The organism is Paenibacillus tritici (genome assembly GCF_013204885.1).
GTDB classification, from domain to species: domain Bacteria; phylum Bacillota; class Bacilli; order Paenibacillales; family Paenibacillaceae; genus Paenibacillus_AQ; species Paenibacillus_AQ tritici.
In genome coordinates this window covers 60,502-83,847 of record NZ_JABMKX010000020.1, presented here as the reverse complement: position 1 = coordinate 83,847, position 23,346 = coordinate 60,502, and the positions used below count along the sequence as shown (strand labels likewise).

At 53.0% G+C, this 23,346-nt stretch carries 17 protein-coding genes and 1 riboswitch; of the genes, 12 read left to right on the top strand and 5 right to left on the bottom strand.

Going from position 1 to position 23,346, the window contains the following annotated elements; translation table 11 throughout:
* Positions 1–83 precede the first annotated feature (83 nt).
* From xylB to HQN87_RS27290, 8 genes are all read left to right on the top strand, one after another.
* The gene (gene xylB, locus HQN87_RS27325; RefSeq protein WP_173139758.1) at positions 84–1,580 is read left to right on the top strand and encodes a xylulokinase; all 1,497 of its coding nucleotides are present in this window, start codon (positions 84–86) and stop codon (positions 1,578–1,580) included.
* 373 nt (positions 1,581–1,953) lie between these two features.
* A complete protein-coding gene (locus HQN87_RS27320) occupies positions 1,954–3,501 on the top strand; it encodes a response regulator transcription factor (RefSeq protein ID WP_173139756.1) in 1,548 nt (515 codons plus the stop codon).
* Positions 3,502–3,633: 132 nt separating this feature from the next.
* Positions 3,634–5,424 carry a sensor histidine kinase gene (locus HQN87_RS27315; RefSeq protein WP_173139793.1) on the top strand — a complete coding sequence of 597 codons (1,791 nt, stop codon included), beginning with the start codon at positions 3,634–3,636 and terminating at the stop codon, positions 5,422–5,424.
* 115 nt (positions 5,425–5,539) lie between these two features.
* Positions 5,540–6,526: an ABC transporter permease gene (locus tag HQN87_RS27310; RefSeq protein WP_173139754.1), complete on the top strand. Its 987-nt coding sequence runs from the start codon at positions 5,540–5,542 to the stop codon at positions 6,524–6,526.
* Positions 6,527–6,540: 14 nt separating this feature from the next.
* Positions 6,541–7,440, top strand: coding sequence for a carbohydrate ABC transporter permease (locus tag HQN87_RS27305; protein ID WP_173139752.1), 900 nt, complete (start codon positions 6,541–6,543; stop codon positions 7,438–7,440).
* Positions 7,441–7,635: 195 nt separating this feature from the next.
* On the top strand, positions 7,636–9,375 hold the full coding sequence (locus HQN87_RS27300) for an ABC transporter substrate-binding protein (protein WP_173139751.1): 1,740 nt from the start codon (positions 7,636–7,638) through the stop codon (positions 9,373–9,375).
* Between the two features lie 86 nt (positions 9,376–9,461).
* A complete protein-coding gene (locus HQN87_RS27295) occupies positions 9,462–11,873 on the top strand; it encodes a glycoside hydrolase family 95 protein (protein WP_173139750.1) in 2,412 nt (803 codons plus the stop codon).
* 232 nt (positions 11,874–12,105) lie between these two features.
* Complete coding sequence (locus HQN87_RS27290) at positions 12,106–13,245, top strand: transglutaminase domain-containing protein (protein WP_173139749.1); 1,140 nt, start codon at positions 12,106–12,108, stop codon at positions 13,243–13,245.
* A 14-nt stretch (positions 13,246–13,259) separates the two neighbouring features.
* Here the strand turns inward: HQN87_RS27290 and HQN87_RS27285 are convergent, their stop codons facing one another.
* Both HQN87_RS27285 and HQN87_RS27280 read right to left on the bottom strand, forming a co-directional pair.
* Positions 13,260–13,577 (bottom strand): DUF3889 domain-containing protein, encoded by a 318-nt coding sequence (locus tag HQN87_RS27285; protein WP_246553079.1) that lies wholly within the window; start codon positions 13,575–13,577, stop codon positions 13,260–13,262.
* Between the two features lie 71 nt (positions 13,578–13,648).
* Positions 13,649–14,059, bottom strand: a complete 411-nt coding sequence (locus HQN87_RS27280; RefSeq protein WP_173139748.1) for a MerR family transcriptional regulator — start codon at positions 14,057–14,059, stop codon at positions 13,649–13,651.
* A 118-nt stretch (positions 14,060–14,177) separates the two neighbouring features.
* On the opposite strand from HQN87_RS27280, the gene HQN87_RS27275 reads away from it, so the two are divergent.
* Positions 14,178–14,828: a nitroreductase family protein gene (locus HQN87_RS27275; protein ID WP_173139747.1), complete on the top strand. Its 651-nt coding sequence runs from the start codon at positions 14,178–14,180 to the stop codon at positions 14,826–14,828.
* Positions 14,829–15,294: 466 nt separating this feature from the next.
* Here HQN87_RS27275 and HQN87_RS27270 read toward each other — a convergent pair whose 3' ends face one another.
* Together HQN87_RS27270 and HQN87_RS27265 are read right to left on the bottom strand one after the other, a co-directional pair.
* Positions 15,295–16,749 (bottom strand): amino acid permease, encoded by a 1,455-nt coding sequence (locus HQN87_RS27270; RefSeq protein WP_173139746.1) that lies wholly within the window; start codon positions 16,747–16,749, stop codon positions 15,295–15,297.
* A gap of 152 nt (positions 16,750–16,901) precedes the next feature.
* Positions 16,902–17,119: riboswitch (Lysine riboswitch) on the bottom strand.
* Positions 17,120–17,216: 97 nt separating this feature from the next.
* Complete coding sequence (locus HQN87_RS27265; RefSeq protein WP_173139744.1) at positions 17,217–18,350, bottom strand: conserved virulence factor C family protein; 1,134 nt, start codon at positions 18,348–18,350, stop codon at positions 17,217–17,219.
* Positions 18,351–18,962: 612 nt separating this feature from the next.
* Between HQN87_RS27265 and HQN87_RS27260 the strand changes: the two genes are divergently transcribed.
* Together HQN87_RS27260 and HQN87_RS27255 are read left to right on the top strand one after the other, a co-directional pair.
* Positions 18,963–19,961 (top strand): MBL fold metallo-hydrolase, encoded by a 999-nt coding sequence (locus HQN87_RS27260; protein WP_173139741.1) that lies wholly within the window; start codon positions 18,963–18,965, stop codon positions 19,959–19,961.
* Between the two features lie 265 nt (positions 19,962–20,226).
* Entirely contained in the window at positions 20,227–21,852 is a 1,626-nt protein-coding gene (locus tag HQN87_RS27255; RefSeq protein ID WP_173139739.1) for an ABC-F family ATP-binding cassette domain-containing protein, read from the top strand.
* Between the two features lie 101 nt (positions 21,853–21,953).
* Here HQN87_RS27255 and HQN87_RS27250 read toward each other — a convergent pair whose 3' ends face one another.
* Positions 21,954–22,139 carry a hypothetical protein gene (locus HQN87_RS27250; RefSeq protein WP_036694961.1) on the bottom strand — a complete coding sequence of 62 codons (186 nt, stop codon included), beginning with the start codon at positions 22,137–22,139 and terminating at the stop codon, positions 21,954–21,956.
* Between the two features lie 135 nt (positions 22,140–22,274).
* On the opposite strand from HQN87_RS27250, the gene HQN87_RS27245 reads away from it, so the two are divergent.
* Complete coding sequence (locus HQN87_RS27245; protein ID WP_173139737.1) at positions 22,275–23,144, top strand: cation diffusion facilitator family transporter; 870 nt, start codon at positions 22,275–22,277, stop codon at positions 23,142–23,144.
* Positions 23,145–23,346: the final 202 nt, after the last annotated feature.

The window sequence follows — 23,346 nt, the reverse complement described above, 5'->3', positions numbered from 1 at the left end:
TAAGATTATGCTTACGAAGCGAGTTATATTGCGGAGATGTTTCAAGAGAAGTAATGCTTCATATAACTTTTAGGAGGATAACTATGAAATATGTAATCGGTGTCGATCTGGGAACCAGCGCGGTAAAGACTGTACTGGTAGATCCCCAGGGCAAAGTAGCTTTCGAGCATTCGGAGGCCTATCCGCTCAGCAGACCCCAGCCGAACTGGAGTGAGCAGAACCCGGAGGATTGGGTGAAGGGAACCATCGCCAGCCTGAAGCGTCTGATGGAAGTATCGGGTGCCGAGCCTTCACAAATTGATGGCATCAGCTTCTCCGGCCAGATGCACGGGCTTGTACTCGTAGACGGTGAAGGCAAGGCACTGCGTCCGGCGATTCTGTGGAATGATACGCGTACTACGGCCGAGTGCCGGAAGATTGAGAAGAAGCTTGGCAGCAAGCTAATCGAGATCGCCAGAAACCGCGCGTTGGAAGGCTTCACGCTTCCGAAGATTCTCTGGGTACAGGAGAATGAGCCGGAGGTATTGGCGAAGGCTGAGTTGTTCCTGCTGCCGAAGGATTATGTGCGGTATCACCTGACGGGCGACTACGCCATGGACTACTCTGACGCAGCAGGAACCCTGCTGCTCGACGTAGGCGGTAAGCAGTGGAGCGCAGAGATTGCTGAAGCGTTCAATCTGCCGCTCTCCCTCTGCCCGAGACTCGTGGAGTCCTTCGAGCAGACCGGAACCCTGCTGCCGGAGATTGCTGAGGCTTCCGGCCTGCTTGCTTCCACGAAGGTGTTTGCCGGTGGTGCGGACAATGCCTGCGGCGCGCTGGGTGCCGGCATTCTGGGTGAAGGCCGGACGATGTGCAGCATCGGAACCTCCGGTGTGGTGCTGTCCTACGAGAGCAACAAGGATCTTAACCTCGAAGGCAAAGTCCATTTCTTCAATCACAGTGAGAAGGATGCCTTCTATATCATGGGTGTTACCCTGGCGGCAGGACACAGCCTGACCTGGTTCAAGGAGACTTTTGCAGCCGAGAAGAGCTTCGACGAATTGCTGCAAGGCGTTAATGCTATTCCGGCTGGAAGCAGCGGCCTCCTGTTCACACCGTACATCAGCGGAGAACGTACACCGCACCCGGATGCGAATATCCGCGGCAGCTTCATCGGCATGGATTCCGGCCACACCCTGTCACACTTTACCCGGGCTGTGCTGGAAGGCATTACGTTCTCGCTCCGTGAATCCATTGAGATTGTTCGTGAATCCGGCAAAGAGATTACCGAGGTCGTCGCAATTGGCGGCGGTGCCAAGAATGAAGCCTGGCTGCAGATGCAGGCCGATATCTTCGGCGCCTCCATTATCAAGCTGGAGAGTGAGCAGGGTCCGGCGATGGGCGCGGCTATGCTGGCGGCTTACGGTGCAGGCTGGTTTGAGTCACTGGGCGCGTGTGCGGAAGCCTTCATCCGTCCGGCTGAAACCTACACGCCTAATGCAGAGCAGGCTGCAATCTACGACGGTATCTTCGCTGTGTACCAGGATGTATACAGCCAGACCCGTGAACTGAATGAGAAGCTGGCTCAGTATCGTAAATAAAATATTAGCATGGAATATCTGCCATCCTGTATAGGGTGGCAGCTTGTTTTCATAGGGTATAAGATCTATATAAGAAGAACTATATAAGAAGCATTAAAGAACTTAACAAAAAAACAAAAGAAGCGGAGGGGAAATTTGGAACTGTAGGAGCGGTAGCGACCGCCTGAAAGCTTTCCGTAGGAAAGCTAGCTTCGGGAGCATCAGCAGTCACCGGATTTCACCTGCGAACAGCGGTTCCAAATCAAGAAATCTGGGGGCGGGCAGCGGCCGGAAGTCCGAATTTCACCGCAGTGACGACGGAGCTTCAAGTTTAAGACTAAGTACGCTTATATAAAAGCAAATGTTAATAACGCCTTGAAGGGAGGAGTCGCAATTGATCAAAGTACTGATTGTGGATGATGAGCCCAAGCTAAGAGAAGGAATGCGGACACTGATCCCCTGGGAGGAACAGGGGTATACTGTGGTGGCGACAGCCGCTAACGGCTATGAAGCTCTGGACAGATTCCATGAGCTAGCCCCTGGACTTGTGATTGCAGATATCCGTATGCCCGGGATGACCGGGCTGGAACTGATCTCTGAGCTGCGGAAGGAGAGCCCGGGCTGCCATGTGCTGATTCTCAGCGGTTATGCTGATTTCGAATATGCGAAGCAGGCTATCTCCTACCATATTGACGGGTATTTGCTCAAACCGGTGGATGAGGAGGAATTGATCAGCTATCTGCAGGAGCTGCGGGAGAAGATCAGCCTGGAGGAACGGATGAATGACTGGCAGGCGCTGGAGCCGGCAAGGACGACCGAGGTGCGGGTGCGGGAGCTGCTGCAGTCGAAGGAGCCGGCTGAAGCAGTGGCTGAGCTGGGCCTTGCGGACCGCAGCTGCGAAGTGGTTCTGCTGGAATTGAAAGGGCTTAACAAAGGCGAGGATCTCCGGGAAGAGCAGGTGAAAAGACTGCTGGAGCGCCATTGGCAGGACCAGGAGGAGCGCGGCTTATTCTTCACTCTTCCCCCGTATATGGGACTTCTGCTGAAGGAGCCGCTCCGGGATGAACGCGCCCGGGCCGGGCTCTGGCAGGAGCTGCATCACCTTGTATCCAAGGAGGGGCTGGAGTTCATCGCAGCAGCCGGCGGGATTGCGGACAGGCCGGAAGAGGCCTCCCAGTCCTTGGCGGCTGCAAGTGCACGGCTGGAGGATGCCTTCTTCGGGCAGAAGCATACGCTGCTCAGCGGAATGCCGGACCACTGGGAGGAGCCTGTAAGCAGGCCGGGAGCCCTGGAGGAAGAGCAGGACCCTGAGCGTGATATCGAGGTACAGCTTCTGCTGGCTGTGGAAGCGGGAAGCAGTGAGGTAGCCAGAGAGCTTACCCGGCAGATTATCCGCCAGCTGGTGCATACCCGGCGGGACGAGACCTATATCAAGGACCATCTGCTGCGGATTGTCAGCAGTACGATGGCCCGCCTGGAGGCGGCGAATCCCGAGATCCGCCCGCTGATTGCCGGGCAGGCCTCGCCTATGAGCGAGGTCTACAGCAGCGGGTATCTGCATGATGTGGAGCGGCTGGTATCAGGCTATATGGAGCAGATCTCCAGGCTGACGGGCAGTGGGAGCGGGCGCGGAGATGAGATTAAGCGGATTACCGATCTGATCCAGCGCCGGTATAAGGAGAACCTGAAGCTGGGCACACTTTCGGAGATTTTCAATTACAACAGTGCCTATCTGGGCAAAATGTTCAAGAATCAGGTGGGTGAGCATTTCAATACGTATCTGGATAAAGTCCGGATCGAGAAGGCCAAGCAGCTCCTGACCCAAGGCATGAAGGTCTATGAGGTGGCAGAGCAGGTCGGGTATATGAATGCCGATTACTTCAATGCCAAATTCCGCAAATATGTCGGAGTCTCTCCAAGTGCGTTCCGCAAGGAGAATTAGACAAGCGATAAGCTTGCAGAAGGTGAAACGTGAAGCTTATGATATACAGGTTGCTCCCCATCTTGCAGAAGACTAGGGGGCAGCCTGTTTGTGTATCGGAAAGGGGAGATTATTATCAAGCGGCTGGTGCGGATGGTCAACAATATGAAGCTGAAATACAAGCTGATTTTTTTCTATATTATCGTCGTTATGATTCCTGTGCTGATTGTGGGCTTTACTCTGACCAATTATTTTCGTGACGGGGCTTTAACCAGAGCGATTGACCAGGCCACCAACAATGTGGAGAAAATCAAAAGCCAGTTATCCAGCAAGCTGCGGGTCCCTACGGATATCTCCAACCTGCTCTACTTCAACGAAGAGCTGGAGCAGCTGGTGAATACGAATTACCCCAGTATTCTGGAGCTGACCAAGGCTTATCTGAACTACACGGATTTCAAGGAATATGTGCTGCGGTACCGGGAGATCTCCAATATCCGTTTTTTCATTGATAACCCGACGCTGGTTGATGATATGTCCATAGCGCCGTTAACGCCGGAGGTCCAAGCGAGAAGCTGGTATAAAAAGGCGACGCAGAGCAGTCAGATCTACTGGATGTATATCCCCGACAAGGAGCCTTATATCAACAGTCCCAAAGGAACCATCAACAAGCTTAGCCTTGTCCGCCAGGTGCCTTACCCTGAATACAACAAATCCGGAGTATTAATGGTGCAGGTGGTGCAGGATGAACTGAATCAGATGCTCTATCAGGAGCCGTTTGACACGATCATCATTGATGAGCAGGGTTATATCGTGGCGGCTAAGAATCCGCAGCTTGTGGGCAGCACGGTGGATGCTTTTGACTTGGGAATGGATGTGCAGTCGAAGTCTAAGGGTGTGTTCACTGCGGAGGTGAAGGACCAGGATTCCTACGTCATTATTGACGAGATGACCCCTGCGCTGAGTATCAGCAAGCTGAAGATTATTTCGGTATTTGAGACGAAAAGCATTCTGAGTGATGCCAATAAAGTGAGCCAGCTTGGCCTGTTCATTGTCGGCGGAGTGCTGCTTGTGGCTCTTGTGCTGGTATACACCATCTCGCTGCTGACTTCCAACCGTCTGCTGCGGCTGAGCCGGCAGCTCAACCAGGTAGCGCTGGGTAACCTGAATGTCGTCTCACGGATCGACGGGACGGATGAGATCGGCCAGCTGTCTCGCCAGTTCAATTACATGGTAGCCAGCATCAACCAGCTGATTAATCAGGTTATTGAGAGCAATGAGAAGAACAGTACGCTGGAGATCGCCCAGCGGGAGATCAAGCTTAAGATGATGGCCAGCCAGATTCATCCGCATTTTCTGTTCAATGCGCTGGAGTCCATCCGTATGAATGCCCATCTCCGGGGAGAGAAGGAAATCGCCAACATTGTCAGGCTGCTGGGCAAGCTGATGCGCAAGAACCTTGAAGTCGGCAGGGAAAGAGCGCCGATCAAGGAGGAGATAGAGATGATCCGTTCTTATCTGGAGATTCAGAAGTTCCGGTATGAGGACAGGCTGGAGTATGAGATTGAGTTCGATCCCGCCGCCGCTGAAGTTATGATTCCGCCGCTGATCATCCAGCCGCTGGTAGAGAACTCTGTGGTTCATGGTCTGGAGAATAAGGAAGGCACTGTGCATGTCAACATCGCTATTACTCTGGACGAGAACAAGGAGGTTCAGGTAGTAGTGATGGATGACGGCATCGGTATGAAGGAAGGACGGCTGTCTGAGATTATGGAGGTAATCACCAAAGCGGAGGAAGAGGAGCAGGGGCGGATTGGTCTGCGCAATGTGCAGCAGAGACTGACCTTGTATTACGGAGCGGAGCATGGGCTGAGAATCTCCAGCCGGGAAGGCGAGGGGACCCGGATTACCTTTTCGATCCCTACGGACAGCAAATTGAAGTCTTAAGTAGCCTGCTTGCCGTTAGAATGTCTAATTTCTATAGGTTTTTACGTGAAATCTGTTGGGTATTTCTCCCCCCGGAGCTGAGATAAGATATAGCTATCAAAGCGAAGGGGGAATAATGATCGTGAAAGCGCTCACTGAAAACGGTGTTACAGCAAATGAAAGCGTAACCCCCCGCCCACCTGCGAAACGGAATAGTGGCTTTTGGAAAAGCGTAGTGCAGCAAAAGTACTTATACCTGATGTCCCTTCCATTCGTAATCTGGGTATTTATTTTCAGCTATGTGCCTATATGGGGATGGCTTATGGCCTTCCAGAATTATAAGCCGGTCAAGTCGTTCAGTGAACAGAAATGGGTCGGACTGGATAACTTCAAAGAGCTGTTCCAGGATGAACGCTTCTATCTTGTATTAAGAAATACACTGGCCATGAGTATGCTTGGACTGATATTCGGCTTCGTGGTTCCCATCCTGTTCGCGGTGATGCTCAATGAGCTGCGCGGGAACATCTTCAAGAGAACGGTTCAGACGATTTCCTATCTGCCTCACTTTGTCTCCTGGGTTGTTGTAGGCGGGATTGTCTACAAGACACTCGCGATCGACGGCGGGATTGTGAACGATCTGCTGCTCTGGATGAATGTCATTGATGAGCCGATCCAGTTCATGTCCAAAGGTAAATATTTCTGGGGAGTCTTAACTGCAGCCGACATCTGGAAGGAAACGGGCTGGAATGCAATCATCTATTTGGCAGCGATTACAGGGATTGATAAAGAGCTGTATGAAGCGGCAAAAGTGGATGGCGCAGGAAGAGTCAAGCAGATGTTCAATATTACGCTGCCGGGTATCCGTACCACTGTAATGGTCCTGCTCATTATGAACATCGGCCATCTGGTCGGTATCGGCTTCGAGAAGCAGTTCCAGCTTCAGAACAACCTCGTAACCGATTATTCGGAAGTGCTGGATTTGTATGCGCTTAAATACGGAATTCAAATCTCGCGGTTCTCTTACGGTACGGCAATAAGTATGTTCACCTCGGTAGTCAGTGTAATCCTGTTGTTCACTGCTAACGGTCTAATGAAGAAATTCGCCAAAGAAAGCATTATGTAAGGAGGGGATTATCAATGGGTGGCAAAGCGTTTCAAATGTCAAAAGGTGAACGTGTATTCGATGTCTTTCTCTACATCGCGCTGGGATTGATTATGATTGTGACATTATATCCCTTTCTGAACGTGCTGGCGATTTCCTTCAATGAATCTACAGACACCGTCCGGGGCGGCATCTATATCTTCCCGCGGGAATGGACCCTGGAGAATTACCAGCGGATCTTCAGCTATACGGGCCTGATTCAAGGCTTCAAAATCTCTATTCTGCGTACCCTCTCAGGTACACTGCTGGGTCTGATCAGCGCGTCGATGCTGGCCTTTACGCTCAGCCGTCCGGAATTCAGAGCCAGAAAGTTTGTCTCGGTGTTCCTGGCCCTGACGATGTATTTCTCCGGCGGTATGGTGCCGATGTACATTCTGATGAAGGATTTGAACCTGATCGGAACGTTCTGGATCTACATTCTGCCAGGCATGGTTTCCGCCTTCAACGTCTTCATTATCCGCTCCTTTATGGACGGGCTGCCCTTTGCCCTGCAGGAATCCGCCAAGCTGGACGGGGCCAATGACTTTATGATTTTCTACAAAATCATCTTGCCGCTCTGTAAGCCGGTGCTGGCAACGATCGCATTGTTCCTGGCGGTAGGACAATGGAATGAATGGTTCACCACGTATCTGTACAACGGCAACAAGCCGCATTTGACGACCCTGCAGTTCGAGCTTATGAAGGTCTTGTCGTCTACCAACCAGGGTAGCGGCATGGTCAATGCGAACGATATGGCCCGGCAGATGGCGCAGATCTCCCCGGAGTCGATCAAGATGGCCATTACCATTGTCGTAACCGTACCAATTCTGGTGGTATACCCGTTCCTGCAAAAGTACTTTGTCGGAGGTATGACGCTGGGAGCCGTTAAGGCGTAAGCCTAAGCTTAAGCATAGGTGATAAGGAGAAACTGCCGGGCTCAGTGCAGGGCCTGGCAGGCCTCCTGCTTAAGGACAGTGTTAATTAATGGTAATTTATATTTATGGTGGTTTTGCAAGCGTTCACAATGGTATATTCAGGTCTAACCTGATATGCATAAATGCAAGTTAATTAATATACAAGGGGGATACACAATGAATCGCAAGAGCACCAAAACGATTTTTACACTCCTGCTGGCCAGCTCGATGCTAATCGCCGGTTGTGGAGGAAATAGCAATAATGCTGCCAACAACACGACACCTAACAACACAGGAAATACACCGGCAGCCACGAATTCCGCTGATGATACCGCATTAGATACTTCACCGTTCACCATTTCCTTCTTCGGTGCGGATGCCAGCCCGAACTGGAACAAGATGCAGGATGATGTAGGTAAAGCCATTACTGAAAAGACCGGAGTCACCCTGGAAGCTGAATTTGACGTAGGCAGCGGCGGCGGCGACCAAAAAATCGCCATGATGGCTGCCAGCGGCGACGTGCCTGATCTGATTTTCGCCAAGGGAAGTCTGAGTAAACTGGTGGACGCCGGGCTGATTGTCGATATGACCGAACTGATTGATAAACATGCTCCGAACCTTAAGAAAGTCTACGGCGAGAACATGAACCGTCTGAAATACTCCCTCGATGACCAGGCCATCTATCAGATTCCTACGAATATGGGTGTCGGCCAGCAGTCCTTCGACGCTACAGGCGGCTTTGAGATTCAGCACCGTGTGCTGAAGGAGCTTGGCTATCCTGAGGTGAAGACCCTGGCAGATTATGAGAAGGTGCTGAAGGATTATGTGGCGCTGCATCCGGAAACTGACGGTCAGCCTACCATTCCGCTTACCCTGAACGCGGATGACTGGAAGATCATGATCACAGTGACTAACCCGGCCTTCATCGCAACAGGTGCGCCGGATGATGGTGAATACTATGTTGATCCTGAGACCTTCGAGGCCAAACTTCACTACAAACGTCCCGAAGAGAAAGAATACTTCCGCTGGTTGAACGGCATGTATGCCCAAGGCCTGCTGGATAAAGATACTTTTGTCCAAAAGGATGACCAATACAAAGCTAAAGTAGCCAGCGGCCGTGTACTCGGTCTGATCTCCCAGGAATGGGAATACTCCGATGGTGAGAATGCACTGAAAGCAGCCGGTAAAGATGAATACACTTATGCACACTTCCCGGTGACTTTGTCTGATGAGTATAAGGATCACTCCTTCATGCAGACTGGTATCGACGGCTATGGTCTTGCCATTACTACGGCAGCCAAAGATCCGGTCCGTATTATCAAATGGCTGGACTGGATGTCTTCCGATGAAGGCCAGGTTCTGAGAACCTGGGGGATTGAAGGCAAACATTACACTGTAACTGACGGTAAACGTGAAGTGAATCCTGAAGTCCGCGACGGATTAGCCAATGATACCGCGAACACCCAGAAGGAAACAGGGATCGGCCAGTACCTGATCTTTGGTGCACGTTATGGTGATGGTGTGAAGGATCCCACAGGCAACTACTACACTACAAGCTTCCCGGATCAGATTGTCGCTTCTTACTCGGCAGCTGAGAAGGAATCCCTTGCCGGATATAAGGCTACAACCTGGAAAGATCTGTTCCCTAAAGAAGATGAATTCCCGGTCAAAGAAACGGGCGCTCTATACAACATGCCTGTTCCAACTGACGGCAAATATCAGGTAACCTTCAGCAAGACGCAGGATATCATCCGCAAACGTATTCCTGAAGCTATCCTTTCCAAGCCGGCTGACTTCGATAAAGTGTATGACGCCTTCCTGGCCGAGCTGGACAAAGCAGGCGCTCAGGAGATGGAAAAAGAATTCACAGAGCTCGTGAAAAAGAGAGTATCCCTGTGGACAGGCAAAAGTCTGTAAGCAATCACTAACCATACAGCAAAAGGCCCGACTTTGGTCAGGGCTTTTTGCTGTACTCCATTAAGATGATGAGGAGCGAGGAGAACATGGAGAATGAGCAGGCGTACCCGTGCCCGTGGAAGCTTAGATACCGCCAGCCCGCAGCTATCTGGGAAGAGGCGCTGCCGCTCGGGAACGGGCATATGGGAGCTATGGTCTTCGGCGGCACCGCCCGGGAGCGGATTCAACTGAATGAAGATACCTTATGGTCCGGATTTCCCCGGGATACCAATAACTATGAAGCGTTGCGCTATCTGAAGAAGACAAGGGAGCTGCTGTCCGCCGGTCAATACGGCGAAGCGGAGGATATGGTGAATGCCCGTATGCTTGGTGTCAATGCCCAAGCTTATATGCCGCTCGGGGACCTGATTCTTACACAGCCGGGTGCAGAGAACTACACGGCCTATGAAAGAGAGCTTGATCTGGACAGCGGAATCGCCCGGGTCACCTATAGGACGGAACAGGGGTCATTCACCCGTGAAGTATTCATCAGCGCTCCAGATCAGGTGGGGGTCGTTCAGCTTGTAAGCGATCAATCCGGGGGCATTGATCTTGAGCTTACTCTGGATAGCCCGCTTAAGCATCGGGTTAGCCGAGGCCAAGGGAATGGGCTTGTATTGCAGGGGCGTTGTCCGTCACATATTGCCGACAATTATCACCAGGATCATCCGCTGGCGGTCCTCTATGAGGAGGGTCTCGGAGTGGCGTTTGAGCTGCACCTTCAGGCACAGGTGACCGGGGGGAGCGTTCATTATTCGGGGGATAAGCAGGTGATAACCGGCGCAGACCGTGTGCTGCTGCTGCTTGCAGCCGGCACAGACTATGAGGAGGTGCGGTCCAGAGCAAGCCATCAGAGAGCAGGGGCGGCGGCTCAGGATTCAGCAGTTATAGCAAGCCCTGCCGAGCTGTGTGCAGGCAGAATAACTTCCGCTGCGGGTATGACCTATGAGGAGCTGTACGGACGCCATACCGCAGATCACCGGGCTATATTCCGCCGGATGGAGCTGGATCTGGGCGGACATGAAGCCGATAAGCAGCCAACCGATGAACGCCTGTCCGCTTACAGGAACGGAGGGGAGGACCCGGCGCTGGAAGCGCTGCTGTTCCAATACGGCCGCTATCTGCTGATGGGCAGCTCGCGGCCCGGAACACAGGCAGCCAATTTGCAGGGGATCTGGAATCCGCATGTTCAGCCGCCCTGGAACAGCAATTATACAACCAACATTAATACACAGATGAACTATTGGCTGGCGGAGGTCTGCAATCTCAGTGAATGCCATGAGCCGCTGATTGAGCTGATCAGGGAGCTTAGCGTGACCGGAGCCAGAACGGCTGCCATTCACTATGGGGCACGAGGCTGGGTAGCGCATCACAATGTGGATCTGTGGAGATCGTCCACCCCGTCCGGCGGAGATGCCAGCTGGGCATTCTGGCCCATGGGCGGGGTATGGTTATCCCGCCATCTGTGGGAGCATTACGAATTCACCCCGGATATTGCTTATCTGGAAGAGACCGCTTACCCGCTAATGAAGGGAGCAGCGCTCTTCTGCCTGGACTGGCTGGTGGAAGGTCCGGAGGGAATGCTTGTCACCAGTCCGTCCACTTCGCCGGAGAACCGGTTCGTAACCGGGGACGGCAGAGCCTGCAGTGTATCTATGGGGTCGGCTATGGATATGAGCCTGATCGCTGAGTTAATGCAGCATTGCCTCCAGGCTGCGCGTATTCTGGGTGTGGACGCTGCGTTTCAGGAAGAGCTGGAGCAGACGCTAACCCGCCTGTCTCCGCTGAAGATTGGCAGCGATGGACGGCTGCAGGAATGGATCTATGAGTTCACCGAATCGGAGCCGGGACACCGTCATGTCTCCCATCTGTACAGTCTGTATCCGGGTAACCGGATTAACGGACGGGACACCCCGGAGCTGCTGGAGGCCAGCCGGTACTCGCTAGAGAAGCGGATCGCCTCCGGCGGAGGACATACCGGCTGGAGCTGTGCCTGGCTGATTAACCTCTATGCCCGGCTTGCCGACGGAGAGTCGGCCTATGGTTTTGTCCGCACGCTGTTAACCCGCTCGGTGTATTCCAATCTGTTCGACGCGCATCCGCCGTTTCAGATTGACGGTAATTTCGGCGTGACTGCCGGGATCGCAGAGATGCTGCTTCAGAGTCATCTGGGCGGGCTTACGCTGCTTCCGGCGCTGCCCGGAGCCTGGAGGAACGGCCGAATCCGCGGCCTGAAGGCACGCGGCGGTTATGAGGTTGACATGGAATGGCAGGATGGAATCCTGGTATCCGCGCGGATCACGGCGGGGGTGGACGGAAGGCTGCACCTCAGCTATACGCATGGACTGACGCTGCAGCTTGCGGACGGCAGCGCCCAGGCGCTTAAGGGTGCGCTTGATGTTACGGCTGGCGGGGTTTATCTGGTAACGGTCAGAGGTGTAAGGGCGGGCTTGTATTGAAATTATGTAAGGCCGCATATGCCGCCGCTTCCTGGAGATCAGCCGGGAAGCGGCGGTTTTTTACTATTAGAGAATTTATAAGATTTCGGGATCCCCGCAAAGTACCTGAGTAACCTTCGAAGCCAAAGCCCCACTTTGTGGGGGTATTTTACCGTGTGCCCTTTATGGTACATTTATGAGGATGGATAATCATATGATTCATTATATAGATTGCAGGAGGCACTCGGACAATATGGGGAAGAGACATAGATCGCTGATGAAGACTGTGGTTGGAATCATGCTCGTTTTTGCAGCCATACCGCCTGCGACTTACTGGGGATATGAGTATGCCTATGCTGCGCCGGATTCGGCGGTGGTGCATTCCTACGAAGGAATGACGCAGAAGCTGGCCGGAGCGATGAGCAACCGCAGAGAGACCATTACCTTCACGTATCAGGGGAAGACTGCCAAGCTGAAGAGTGAGATAGAGAAGGCGATTAATCAGGCGATGGGGAGCGAGCTGTACCTCTATTATATTATTGACAGCTATGCCTTCTCTTACCGCGGAAGCACGCGGTCTGTCCAAGTGACGGTTCAGGTGGAGTACCGGGAGACGCTGCAGCAGACGGCGTATGTCAACAAGCAGGTGAAGGCTATTCTGCAGCAGATCATTACGCAGGGGATGAACAATCACCAGCGGATACAAGCGATCCACGACTGGGTCGTGCTGAATCTGGAATATGACACCTCGCATCGTAAATATACCGCTTATGAGGGGCTAACGACCGGCAGTGCGGTATGTCAGGGCTATACCCTTTTGACTTACAAGCTGCTGCTGGGGGCGGGAATTCCGAACAGGATTGTGGAGGGGACGGCAAGGGCTGCAGGCGGTGTGACCCAGTCGCACGCATGGAATCTCGTGCAGTTGAACGGGCTATGGTACCACCTGGATACCACCTGGGATGACCCGGACCCAAGTCCGGAGGGCGGAATCAGTACGGTGTATTATATGAGGACAGATGCCCAGATGCGTCTTGACCACAGCTGGACCAAGTCTTACCCGGCGGCAGCCACCAGCTATGCGAAGACGCTGTCCCAGCTGGTCAGCGGCGGAGGTCAGGGCACGGAAGGATACAAGCAGCTTCAGGAGGTTCTGGGTTACCGGCTGTATGAGGAGGATCAGGTGATCTCCTCGGCGGCACAGCTCAAGGAGCTTGCCCGGCAGGCGGCTGAAGCCGGACAGCAATCGGTGCTGTTCCGCTACCGTGGGAGCGACAAACTGCTGAGGCGCGATCTCCAGGTGCTCTATGAGCTGGGGCTGGATAACCTGGCCTTCAACAGTTCGCCGTTTGAGAATACAGGGGATCTCAAGGTATATGTGGCCTGGAAATAAGCGGAGCGGAGTCTTCAGCTCCTGGTCTCCAGGAATTGAATACTCTGAAGCTTGTCGGTGGACGGGTTGAAGCGGATCATGACGATGACTCCGAATTCCCGTCCAGCTTTGCTGCGGACCAGCAGTTTGAATTTCTCTTCGGCCAGCTTAGGTTTGATTTGGGTGCGGCCAATATGCTTATAATCAACAATCTCGGCGTTGTATTTCTGCTGCGCCTCTTTCACGGCAAGGGTTCCCCACCGGGCATAGTCAGGAGCGGCGGAGCCACGGCTTAACGGCCAGCTTATGACGAGTATTAGCATCAGCAGGGGAATCATCCAATGTTTTTTCATAGGTGCCTCCTTAGGTTGTGAATACAGGATAGGATGCCCCACAAATAAAAAATACATTAGGGAAGCAGCAATTAGGGATGTCTCTCGCTGCGTTGGGCTGGGGGACATGCGACTTGCGAAGCCTTTCCGAATCCGTCCTCGCACGTTATCTCCAGCTCAAGAAGGTCATAAAGGTATTGCTTGGAATTCTCCAGATTTTTTTGAGCAGCTTCAATCTCAGATATTTTATCTTTTAAAATACGTGTTTGCTCTTCTTTGGATATCCCGTTTGCGGTGATCATGGATTTGATATCATTAATAGAAAAGCCTACAGCTAAACAGTTCTTGATCACACCCAGATGGTGAATAATCCCTACATCATAATTGCGGTAGTTGTTCTCTTCCCGCAGGATATATTCATCTGTGATAATGCCCATTTTCTCATAGTAACGGATGGTGGATATGGGTAAGTCAACTATTTTGGCCACTTCACTAATCTTCAATGTGAATCCCTCCGTTTGTCCCTATTGCTATAAAGTATACTTCATAGTTTAGAATTCTTGTAGTGATGATACGATTATCAGCACTATTCCAGCAAGTATAAAAGGGAGAGAAATTCACATGAGCACAATCACCCGTAAATTCCATAAATCCAACGATTTCAATGAAATCGTCCTGGAGCGCCGTTCCGTTAAGGTCTATGATCCTGAGGTGAAAATCAGCCGGGAGGAAATGACAGAGATGCTGGAGGAAGCTTCCCGTGCCCCCTCTGCCATTAACATGCAGCCGTGGCGTTTCCTTGTCATTGACAGCGCGGAAGGCAAAGCAAAGCTCGCACCGCTGGCTTCCTTCAACCAGACCCAGGCGCTTACCTCCTCGGCAGTGATTGCCGTGTTTTATGATGCCAGCAACAGTGAGTATATAGAGGAAATTTTCGGCAAAGCCGTGGAGCTTGGGTACATGCCGCGCGACGTCATGACTATGCAGCTCCAGCAGATTAAGCCTTATTATGCGAACCTTGCCGCATCCGAACTCAGGGATGTGAATCTGATTGATTCGGGGCTTGTTTCCATGCAGCTAATGCTTGTAGCCCGTGCCCACGGTTACGATACCAACCCGATGGCCGGATATGATAAGGAACACATTGCCGAAGCTTTTGGCCTGGATAAAGAACGGTTCCAGCCGGTCATGCTGATCTCGATCGGCAAAGCCGCCAAAGAGGGTTATCCGTCCTACCGCCTCCCGGTCGATACGATCACCACCTGGGCGTAATAAGCAACCCAACTGTAATACATCCCATAGCGTGCAAAAAGACCGGTTGAGCCTCCGTGAAGGGGGCACAGCCGGTCTTTTTATTGCAAACCGTTAGACCACTTCAACCGGCAGCATGATGAGTGTGCTCCTTACGGTCTCCCTAACCGATGATTAGGGCGTACTCCCTTGGGAGTAAGGTCCAATTCAACAATAACTGTAGAATGTACACTTAAAAACAGCGAAAAGGCATACGAGCATCGTATACCTGTAGTCTGTACAACTAAATCAGCCCGAAGGGTGAGAACCAGAGGAAAATGGATTTTTAAATGTACCAAATACATCTAAACGAATAATTGGTTTGAAATCAGACGATTTAGTTGTACGAAGTACAATTAAGCCTTACGCAACTCCCCACCCTTGCCCGACAACCCTTCAGCCAGCGCTTTTCCAAAAGCGGTTTTACTAGTTAAAATCTCATGATCTACTAGTCTGCGTGTGTACTCAGGTCGCACTTATCCAGCGGGATAATGCTGCTCTTGCGGAACCAGCCGTAGCCGAGCCAGATCAGCAGGAACAGAGGAACACTGATATAGGAGACCAGAATGCCATACCAGTCGATGCTTGAGCCGGTGAAGGCGCCCATGTTCTGGCCGAATACAGCCACCATACACAGCGCGAAGGCAAACAACGGACCGAAAGGGAACCATCTGGCCCGGTAGGGCAGCTCATCGAGCGAATGTCCCTGCTTCACAAAGGCACGGCGGAAGCGGTAATGGCAGACGGCAATCCCCAGCCAGTTGATGAAGCCGCACATCCCGGAAGCGTTCAGCAGCCAATTGTATACCGCGCCATCCCCGAAGAAGGAGGCGAGGAAGGCCAGCATGCCGACAGCAGTAGTCACGAGCAGCGCGCCTACAGGAACTCCTCTGCGGTTCAGCTTGCCGAGGGCACGCGGAGCCATTCCATCCTTAGCCATGGCATACAGGACGCGGGTGGAGGCATACATTCCGGAGTTGCCGGCAGACAGCACGGAGCTGAGAATGACCGCATTCATGACGGAAGCGGCGATCGCCAGCCCTGCTTTGTTGAAGACGATGGTGAACGGGCTGACGCCGATATCATCAATTCCGCCGCGGAGCAGATCGGGATTCGTATAAGGGATGATCATGCCGATGACGAGAATAGCGAAGATATAGAAGATCAGGATGCGCCAGAACACCTGGCGGATCGCTATCGGCACATTCTTGCGCGGGTTCTCGCTCTCGCCGGCTGCGACACCGACCAGCTCCGTGCCCTGGAAGGAGAAGCCTGCGGCCATGAAGACCCCGACGAACGCGAAGAATCCCCCGTGGAACGAGCTGCCTCCCAGCTGGAAGTTGCTGAATCCCACCGCTTTGCCGCCCATAATTCCGAAGATCATAAGGACTCCGACGATGAGGAAGACCACAACGGTAATAATCTTGATAATGGCAAACCAGTATTCTGACTCGCCGTAACCGCGCGCGGAGAGGAAGTTCAGACCGAACATGAGCAGCAGGAACAGCAGACTCCAGAGCATGGAGGGGCTGTCCGGGAACCAGTACTTAATAATGACGGTGGCTGCCGACAGCTCGGCGGCAATGGTAACCGCCCAGTTGTACCAGAAGTTCCAGCCGATGGCGAAGCCGAAGGCGGGGCTGACGAACCGCGTTCCATACGTGCTGAAGGAACCAGAATCCGGTAAATAGGTCGCCAGCTCCCCGAGGCTGGTCATCAGGAAATAGACCATAATGCCGACCGCGGTATAGGCGAGCAGGGCTCCGCCCGGCCCCGAGGAAGCAATTGCGCCGCCGCTGGCCAGGAACAGTCCGGTTCCGATGGAGCCGCCGAGGGCGATCATGGTCAGATGTCTTGCTTTGAAGGATTTGCGCAGGCCTGGAGAATTGGATTGTTGTTGCATGAATAGGACACTCCCTTTAGATTGATGGTTCTGTTCACAGCGGGGAGCGCCGCTGCCTGCATCGGCCAGTATCTTCCAACCGGCAAGCTGCACGCAAAAAAACCGCAGAATGAGCTGCGGTTTCCTGAATATAGGCTCCGCATCATACTCCCTGTTAAGATAGCGCAACACCGTGCGTTTCCCGCAGTCTCCTGACAGGCAATACGCACAGTGACAGTTCCGCGCCTTTCGGCTAACGGCCCCAATCGTTACTGCTGAACTAAGAGCTGCAGTGACGATTTCGGCGGATATTCCTTTGGGCGCGTATCACCGATGGCTCTTAGGCATCTCCACGCGCTTACTCTTCCTATCCGCGACCTCTACCTCATCCTAGGTATGATGAGGCTATCTTTGAACGATATGAACAACAGGAATCAGTATAATGCAATCCGGCTATCCAGGCAATGACAAAATACACCAGGCTTAGCTCAGGTCCGTCTGCGCTCCGACATCTGCTGCCAGACGGTGCCCGCCGCTTCCTCGCCGGACAGAATCCGCTCCAGTGCCATCTTGGCCTGCAGCCCCACCTCGAATTCAGGGTCTTCCGCCGCAAAGGCAAGGGCCTCCTGAGCTTCGGCTGTCCCGACCTCATACAGGAAGCGTGCCGCCCGCCAGCGCACCAGCTTGCTGGCGTCCGTCAGCGACGCCGTCATCACCGGCGTCGCCGCCGGGTCGCCGATGTCGGAGAGCGTGTCCCCGGCCGTGCGCCGCACAGCAGGGGCGCGATCCTGCATCGCCTCATAGAGCAGCTCCATCGCCCCGGGCGTGCGGATGTCGCCCAGGTACACGACAGCCAATCTGCGGATTTGCAGCTTGGGGTCGTGCAGCGCCGTACGCAGCTCCGGCAGGAGCTCCTCGCCCGGCGCCAGATCCTCCAGCGCGGCGTAGCGCACGCGCCAATCCTCGTCCTGCAGGTCCCGCAGCAGCTCGGCCTGCTCTTTCTTGTGCCGCTGCTCGACGAACTCGCCGGCTGCCCCGTGCGCGATGGCCTGCTGCACGAGGGAGTCGAGGCGTTCCTGCGGATACGCCGCCTCCAGCTCCTGCTCGACCTCGCGGGCAATCTCCGGCGGCTCGCCGTAGCGTACGCCGTAATCGGTGAGCTTGCGCTCCTTGATCATCACGGCGCTGGCCACATCGGTCACCGCCTGGGTGAAGCGGCTGGACAAGGCGATGCGCTCTTCCTTCGCGCCGGTCTTCACGCGGATCTGGATCGGGATGCCGCGGAACATCTGTACGAATACCTGGGCCTCCCCGAAGTGGGCGCCGTCATTCTCATCGCCGAGACTGTATTCCGCGCTTAGGCCATCCGCGCCGAAGCGGCTCTGCACCTCGCGCAGAATCGCCGCCCAGTCTGCACTGCCCTTGCGCTCCAGTGCGGCGAAGTCGGCGGCATGATAAATACTGGTGACACCCGGAATGTTCAGCATATCCTGCGCCCAGGAAGGGGCGGAGCGCAGGGTTTCCGGGGTATAAGTCCGGCGGATGCCGGGCGTAAGGCTCTCGTCCAGATGAAGCTTCATTGTATTTGGACTCGGAGTCGGTTCAATAAATGTAATCTTCATACGTCAGCTCCTTTTTATGAATAGCATAGATACCGTTCGCATTACCCGCATTTTACATCATTTGAGCAGGTGAATACAAAGGGTCAGGGGCTGGAAGCCGCTAAAATTTTAAATATTTAAATATGACGCTCTTAAGCTTTAAACTTGAGCCTTCATCGTCACTGCTGTGAAACATTTGGACTTCCGGCCGCTGCCCAGCCCCAAATTTCTTGATTTTGAAACACATTAAGCGGTGGAAATCCGGTGACTGCTTGAACTGTTGTTGCACCTATGGCAACTTTACCTTTCCGATATCTCGGTATCCGGGAGCTTTCCTGTACGAAATACAACATTTTCCGCTGCTATGCCGATTGAAGGTGTAACAAATGCTGCTTTTCATGCAACAATCTAAGGTTTGCTCCAAGATCAGGAAGAGAATGTTGTATTATGGGCAGGATTCTAAATAATAAATCTGCTTTCGTTTCCCGCATACGTTTCCTCCTGAGCGAAATGGGTAACATTTGTAAGTAGTAGCATTACACATCGGTACACGCCTGCACACCCTCGGGATTTTTGCAAATGACATTGCGGAACTCTATAGTTAAGTTAAGTGAATTAAGGAGTGGTTCCACTATGGCAAGAATACGTTACAACAACATCGACAATGTCAGCACCGATAAAACGCTTAAGGAATTCCGCCAATGGCGTGAGGAACGCCGCCGGAAGAAGAAGGATTATACCTATAAAGTGCCGAATCATCCGCCGCGGCTGGAATATCTGGCCGGGAACCGGCTGGAGACAACGATCACGTGGATCGGGCACTCCACTTTTTTTCTGCAATATGAAGGTCTTAATATCATCACCGATCCGATCTGGGCGCGGAGGCTGGGGTTTGAGAAGCGGATCGGTCTGCCGGGGATACCCATTGGCGAGATTCCGCCCATTGATCTGATTCTGATCTCCCATTCCCATTATGACCACCTGCACATCGCTTCCATCCGCCAGTTGTACCGGGCAGGAACGACGACCCTTGTGGTCCCGGAAGGACTGAAGCGCAAAATGGTCCGCAAAGGGTTCCCGGACTGCCTGGAGATGCAGTGGTGGCAGGAGCTTACGCTCGGTGCCGTCAAGCTGACATTCGTCCCGACCCAGCACTGGACCCGGCGGACGCCCTTTGATACCAATTCCTCGCACTGGGGCGGTTATGTGCTTCAGCCGGCAGATCCGCAGAAGCATCCGGAGGGCGAAGAGGGCAAGGGACAGCGCAAGCTTCCGCCGAACCTGTATTTTGCCGGGGACAGCGGCTTCTTCCCGGGCTTCAAGGAGATCGGCAGCCGCTTCAAGCTGCATGTTGCGCTGATGCCAATCGGGGCCTATGAACCGGAATGGTTCATGAACTCGCAGCATGTGAATCCCGAGGAAGCCGTGCAGGCATTTATAGATGTAGGCGCAGAGCTTATGATTCCCATGCATTTCGGAACGTTCAGGCTGGCTGATGACACCGCCCGGGAAGCACTGGACCGGATGGAGCAGGCAAGGGTGCAGCAGGGGATCAGCGAGGAGCGTATCCGTACATTAGGTTATGGGGAGACACTGGTGGTGCATCCCGAAGAGCGCCCGCCCGGACAATAACTGCCGGCGGCGGACCGGGAGAAGTCCCGCATAACCCTTCTACTTAAAAATATAAGAAATTATATGTTTCACACGATAACTTATCCTTCTATTTCTCGCTGAAACGGTGCCTTCCTTAAAAGGACGGCAAAGTTGTTTCCACTTGATAAGATATTTGCCTGGAAAAGGGCAAAGATGCCCCTTAAAGGGCTACAATTACGGGCCATTTGCCTTGATTTTATGCTATAATGAGCCGGAACCTAAGTGAAAAGGATGGTAATGCTTAATGATTAGCACAAGCGGTATAACACTCCGCTACGGAAAACGCGCACTATTTGAGGATGTAAACATAAAATTCACACCCGGCAACTGCTATGGTCTGATTGGCGCGAACGGCGCCGGCAAATCGACCTTTTTGAAAATTCTGTCCGGAGAGATCGAAGCGAACATTGGCGATGTGCATATCACACCCGGTGAACGTCTAGCCGTACTCAAACAGAACCATTTCGAGTATGATGAATTCCAGGTACTGGAAACGGTAATCATGGGCCATACCCGCCTGTATGAAATTATGAAGGAAAAGGATGCCCTGTACGCAAAAAGCGACTTCACCGAAGCCGACGGACTTCGTGCCGGTGAGCTGGAAGGCGAATTCGCTGAGCTGAACGGCTGGGACGCCGAGCCGGACGCAGCAGCCATGCTGATCGGACTGGGTATTATGCGTGAAATGCATGACAAAAAAATGGCCGAACTCAGCGGCAACGAGAAGGTCCGGGTACTGCTTGCGCAAGCTCTGTTCGGACGTCCGAACAACCTGCTGCTCGATGAGCCTACCAACCATTTGGACCTCGAATCCATCGGCTGGCTGGAGAATTTCCTTATGGACTACGAAGGCACCGTTATCGTGGTATCCCATGACCGTCACTTCCTGAACAAGGTCTGTACGCATATTGCGGATATTGATTTCGGCAAAATCCAGATGTACGTCGGCAACTACGACTTCTGGTATGAGTCCAGCCAGCTGGCCCAGGCTCTGCAGCGCGACTCGAACAAGAAGAAGGAAGAGAAGATGAAGGAGCTGCAAGCCTTCATTCAGCGCTTCTCCGCCAATGCCTCCAAATCGAAGCAGGCCACTTCCCGTAAGAAGCAGCTCGAGAAGATTACTCTGGACGATATCCGTCCATCCAACCGTAAATATCCGTTCCTGAACTTCAAGCCTGAGCGTGAAGCCGGCAAGCAGCTGCTTACGATCAGCGGTCTGACCAAGTCGGTGGACGGCGAGAAGGTACTGGATGAAGTCAGCTTTGTGGTGAACAAAGGCGATAAGATCGCTTTTGTAGGCCCGTATTCCCAGCCCAAATCACTGCTGTTCGATGTGATTATGGGAGAGCAGGAAGCCGATGCCGGTGAGTATACTTGGGGAGTTACAACTACCCAGGCTTATTTCCCTAAGGATAACTCCCGCTACTTCGATGGTGTGAATATGAACCTGGTAGAATGGCTGCGCCAGTATTCCAAGGATCAGGACGAAACCTTCCTGCGCGGATTCCTGGGCCGGATGCTGTTTGCCGGTGAAGAAGCACTGAAGAAGGCGAGTGTATTGTCCGGAGGCGAGAAGGTCCGTTGTATGCTGGCCAAGATGATGCTGAACGGGGCCAACGTGCTTGTCTTCGACGAGCCGACCAACCACTTGGATCTGGAGTCGATCACCGCGCTCAATAACGGTCTGATCGACTTTGACGGCACCATTCTGTTCACCTCCCATGACCATCAGTTCATTCAGACGATTGCCAACCGTATCATCGAGATTACACCGGCTGGAATCATTGACCGTACGATGAGTTATGACGAGTATCTGGAGAACCCGGAGATCAAGGAAATGCGTACCCGGATGTATCCGGTAGAGGTATAAGAACCAGAGATAGGCAGAATGAACAGCAATGAAGGCATAAGCAAACGGCTGCGTCGTCCCCGAAGGGATAACGCAGCCGTTTATGTTCAAATATACAGGTTTTAGGAACCGCCAGTCCTGCGCCGCTGGTTATTAGGCTTCTTGTTGTTCTGGCTTTTCAGCGGTTTCGCGGAGCCGGCCTGGAAGGTTGACCCCGGTTTACCCGAAGCATGCTGTTTCTTCTGCTCCAGCTTCTGGCGGATCGCATCGGCCAAATTAATTTTTGGTTTCTCATTGTTCTCGCTCATTATGTTACCCCCTTAGGCAGCAAGTCCTTATTCCTTATTCTAATTGTTTTTAAATGCTGCTACAAGGGCAAGAATAACTCAAAGAAAGTTTTCCTGTAACTTATGCGGCAAAGGATGGGGAGGGGACGGCAGAAAATGACGGATATTTATGAGGATATACGCAAGGGTGAAAAGGGTGCGATGGTCAGTATTGCTGCTTATCTGGTTCTGTCTGCCTTCAAGCTGGTCTGCGGCTACTTGTTCGCTTCCAGTGCACTCCTGGCAGACGGCTTCAACAATTTAACCGATATCGTGGCCTCGCTTGCCGTGCTGATCGGTCTGCGCATCTCGCGGAAGCCGCCGGATTCCGATCATACCTACGGGCATTTCCGGGCCGAGACGGTTGCCGCGCTGATGGCTTCTTTTATTATGGCGCTGGTCGGCATCCAGGTTATCGTGGAAGCGGTGCGCTCTTTGTTTGAAGGCAGCAAGGCTGTACCCCAGCTCTGGTCGGCTGGAGTTGCGCTGGTGTGTGCCGTAGCGATGATGGGGGTATATATATATAACAAGCGTCTGGCGAAGCGGATCAATAATCATGCGCTGATGGCTGCAGCCAAGGATAATTTCTCGGATGCCATTGTTAGTGTGGGGGCGGCGATAGGGATTGCAGGTGCGCAATTTGGACTGCCGTGGATTGATTCGGTTGCTGCGATCGGGGTCGGATTGCTGATCTCCAAGACGGCCTGGGATATTTTCCGTGATTCCACGTACCGCCTGACCGACGGATTCGATGAAGATAAGCTGCTGGATCTGCGCAGTACGATTGCCCGGACACCGGGAGTGGAGGGCATCAAGGATCTGAAGGCCCGGGTACACGGCAATCATGTGCTGGTGGATGTGGTGGTGGAGGTGGATGCCCGGATGACAGTTATGGAGGGACATGAGATTAGTGACTCCATTGAAGAGCGGATGAGCAAGCTGCATAACATCATGCATGTGCAGGTTCATGTCGAACCCAAGGACTAAGCCATTCCTTAATTTCTCCTAGTTAGCTGTAATTTCCACCAAATCCAAGGAGAAATCGAGACTATAGACCTGCATGTTACCATAAGATGGCAAGGTTTTTTGTGAAATTTGGAGCATGTTCCAAATCCCGGGTAAGCCTATAATGAGGGCAGAAAGCAACAAACGTAGCGCGCGCCGTTGTTGAATTTCTTAATACGCTAAG

Bases quoted from the DNA above. Each gene is read 5' to 3' on its own strand.
- HQN87_RS27275 (WP_173139747.1), top strand. From the start codon at position 14,178: ATGAGCACAATCACCCGTAAATTCCATAAATCCAACGATTTCAATGAA.
- HQN87_RS27260 (WP_173139741.1), top strand. From the start codon at position 18,963: ATGGCAAGAATACGTTACAACAACATCGACAATGTCAGCACCGATAAA.
- HQN87_RS27295 (WP_173139750.1), top strand. From the start codon at position 9,462: ATGGAGAATGAGCAGGCGTACCCGTGCCCGTGGAAGCTTAGATACCGC.
- HQN87_RS27310 (WP_173139754.1), top strand. From the start codon at position 5,540: ATGATCGTGAAAGCGCTCACTGAAAACGGTGTTACAGCAAATGAAAGC.
- HQN87_RS27285 (WP_246553079.1), bottom strand. From the start codon at position 13,577: ATGAAAAAACATTGGATGATTCCCCTGCTGATGCTAATACTCGTCATA.
- HQN87_RS27290 (WP_173139749.1), top strand. From the start codon at position 12,106: ATGGGGAAGAGACATAGATCGCTGATGAAGACTGTGGTTGGAATCATG.
- xylB (WP_173139758.1), top strand. From the start codon at position 84: ATGAAATATGTAATCGGTGTCGATCTGGGAACCAGCGCGGTAAAGACT.
- HQN87_RS27255 (WP_173139739.1), top strand. From the start codon at position 20,227: ATGATTAGCACAAGCGGTATAACACTCCGCTACGGAAAACGCGCACTA.
- HQN87_RS27270 (WP_173139746.1), bottom strand. From the start codon at position 16,749: ATGCAACAACAATCCAATTCTCCAGGCCTGCGCAAATCCTTCAAAGCA.
- HQN87_RS27300 (WP_173139751.1), top strand. From the start codon at position 7,636: ATGAATCGCAAGAGCACCAAAACGATTTTTACACTCCTGCTGGCCAGC.
- HQN87_RS27305 (WP_173139752.1), top strand. From the start codon at position 6,541: ATGGGTGGCAAAGCGTTTCAAATGTCAAAAGGTGAACGTGTATTCGAT.
- HQN87_RS27315 (WP_173139793.1), top strand. From the start codon at position 3,634: ATGGTCAACAATATGAAGCTGAAATACAAGCTGATTTTTTTCTATATT.
- HQN87_RS27250 (WP_036694961.1), bottom strand. From the start codon at position 22,139: ATGAGCGAGAACAATGAGAAACCAAAAATTAATTTGGCCGATGCGATC.
- HQN87_RS27265 (WP_173139744.1), bottom strand. From the start codon at position 18,350: ATGAAGATTACATTTATTGAACCGACTCCGAGTCCAAATACAATGAAG.
- HQN87_RS27245 (WP_173139737.1), top strand. From the start codon at position 22,275: ATGACGGATATTTATGAGGATATACGCAAGGGTGAAAAGGGTGCGATG.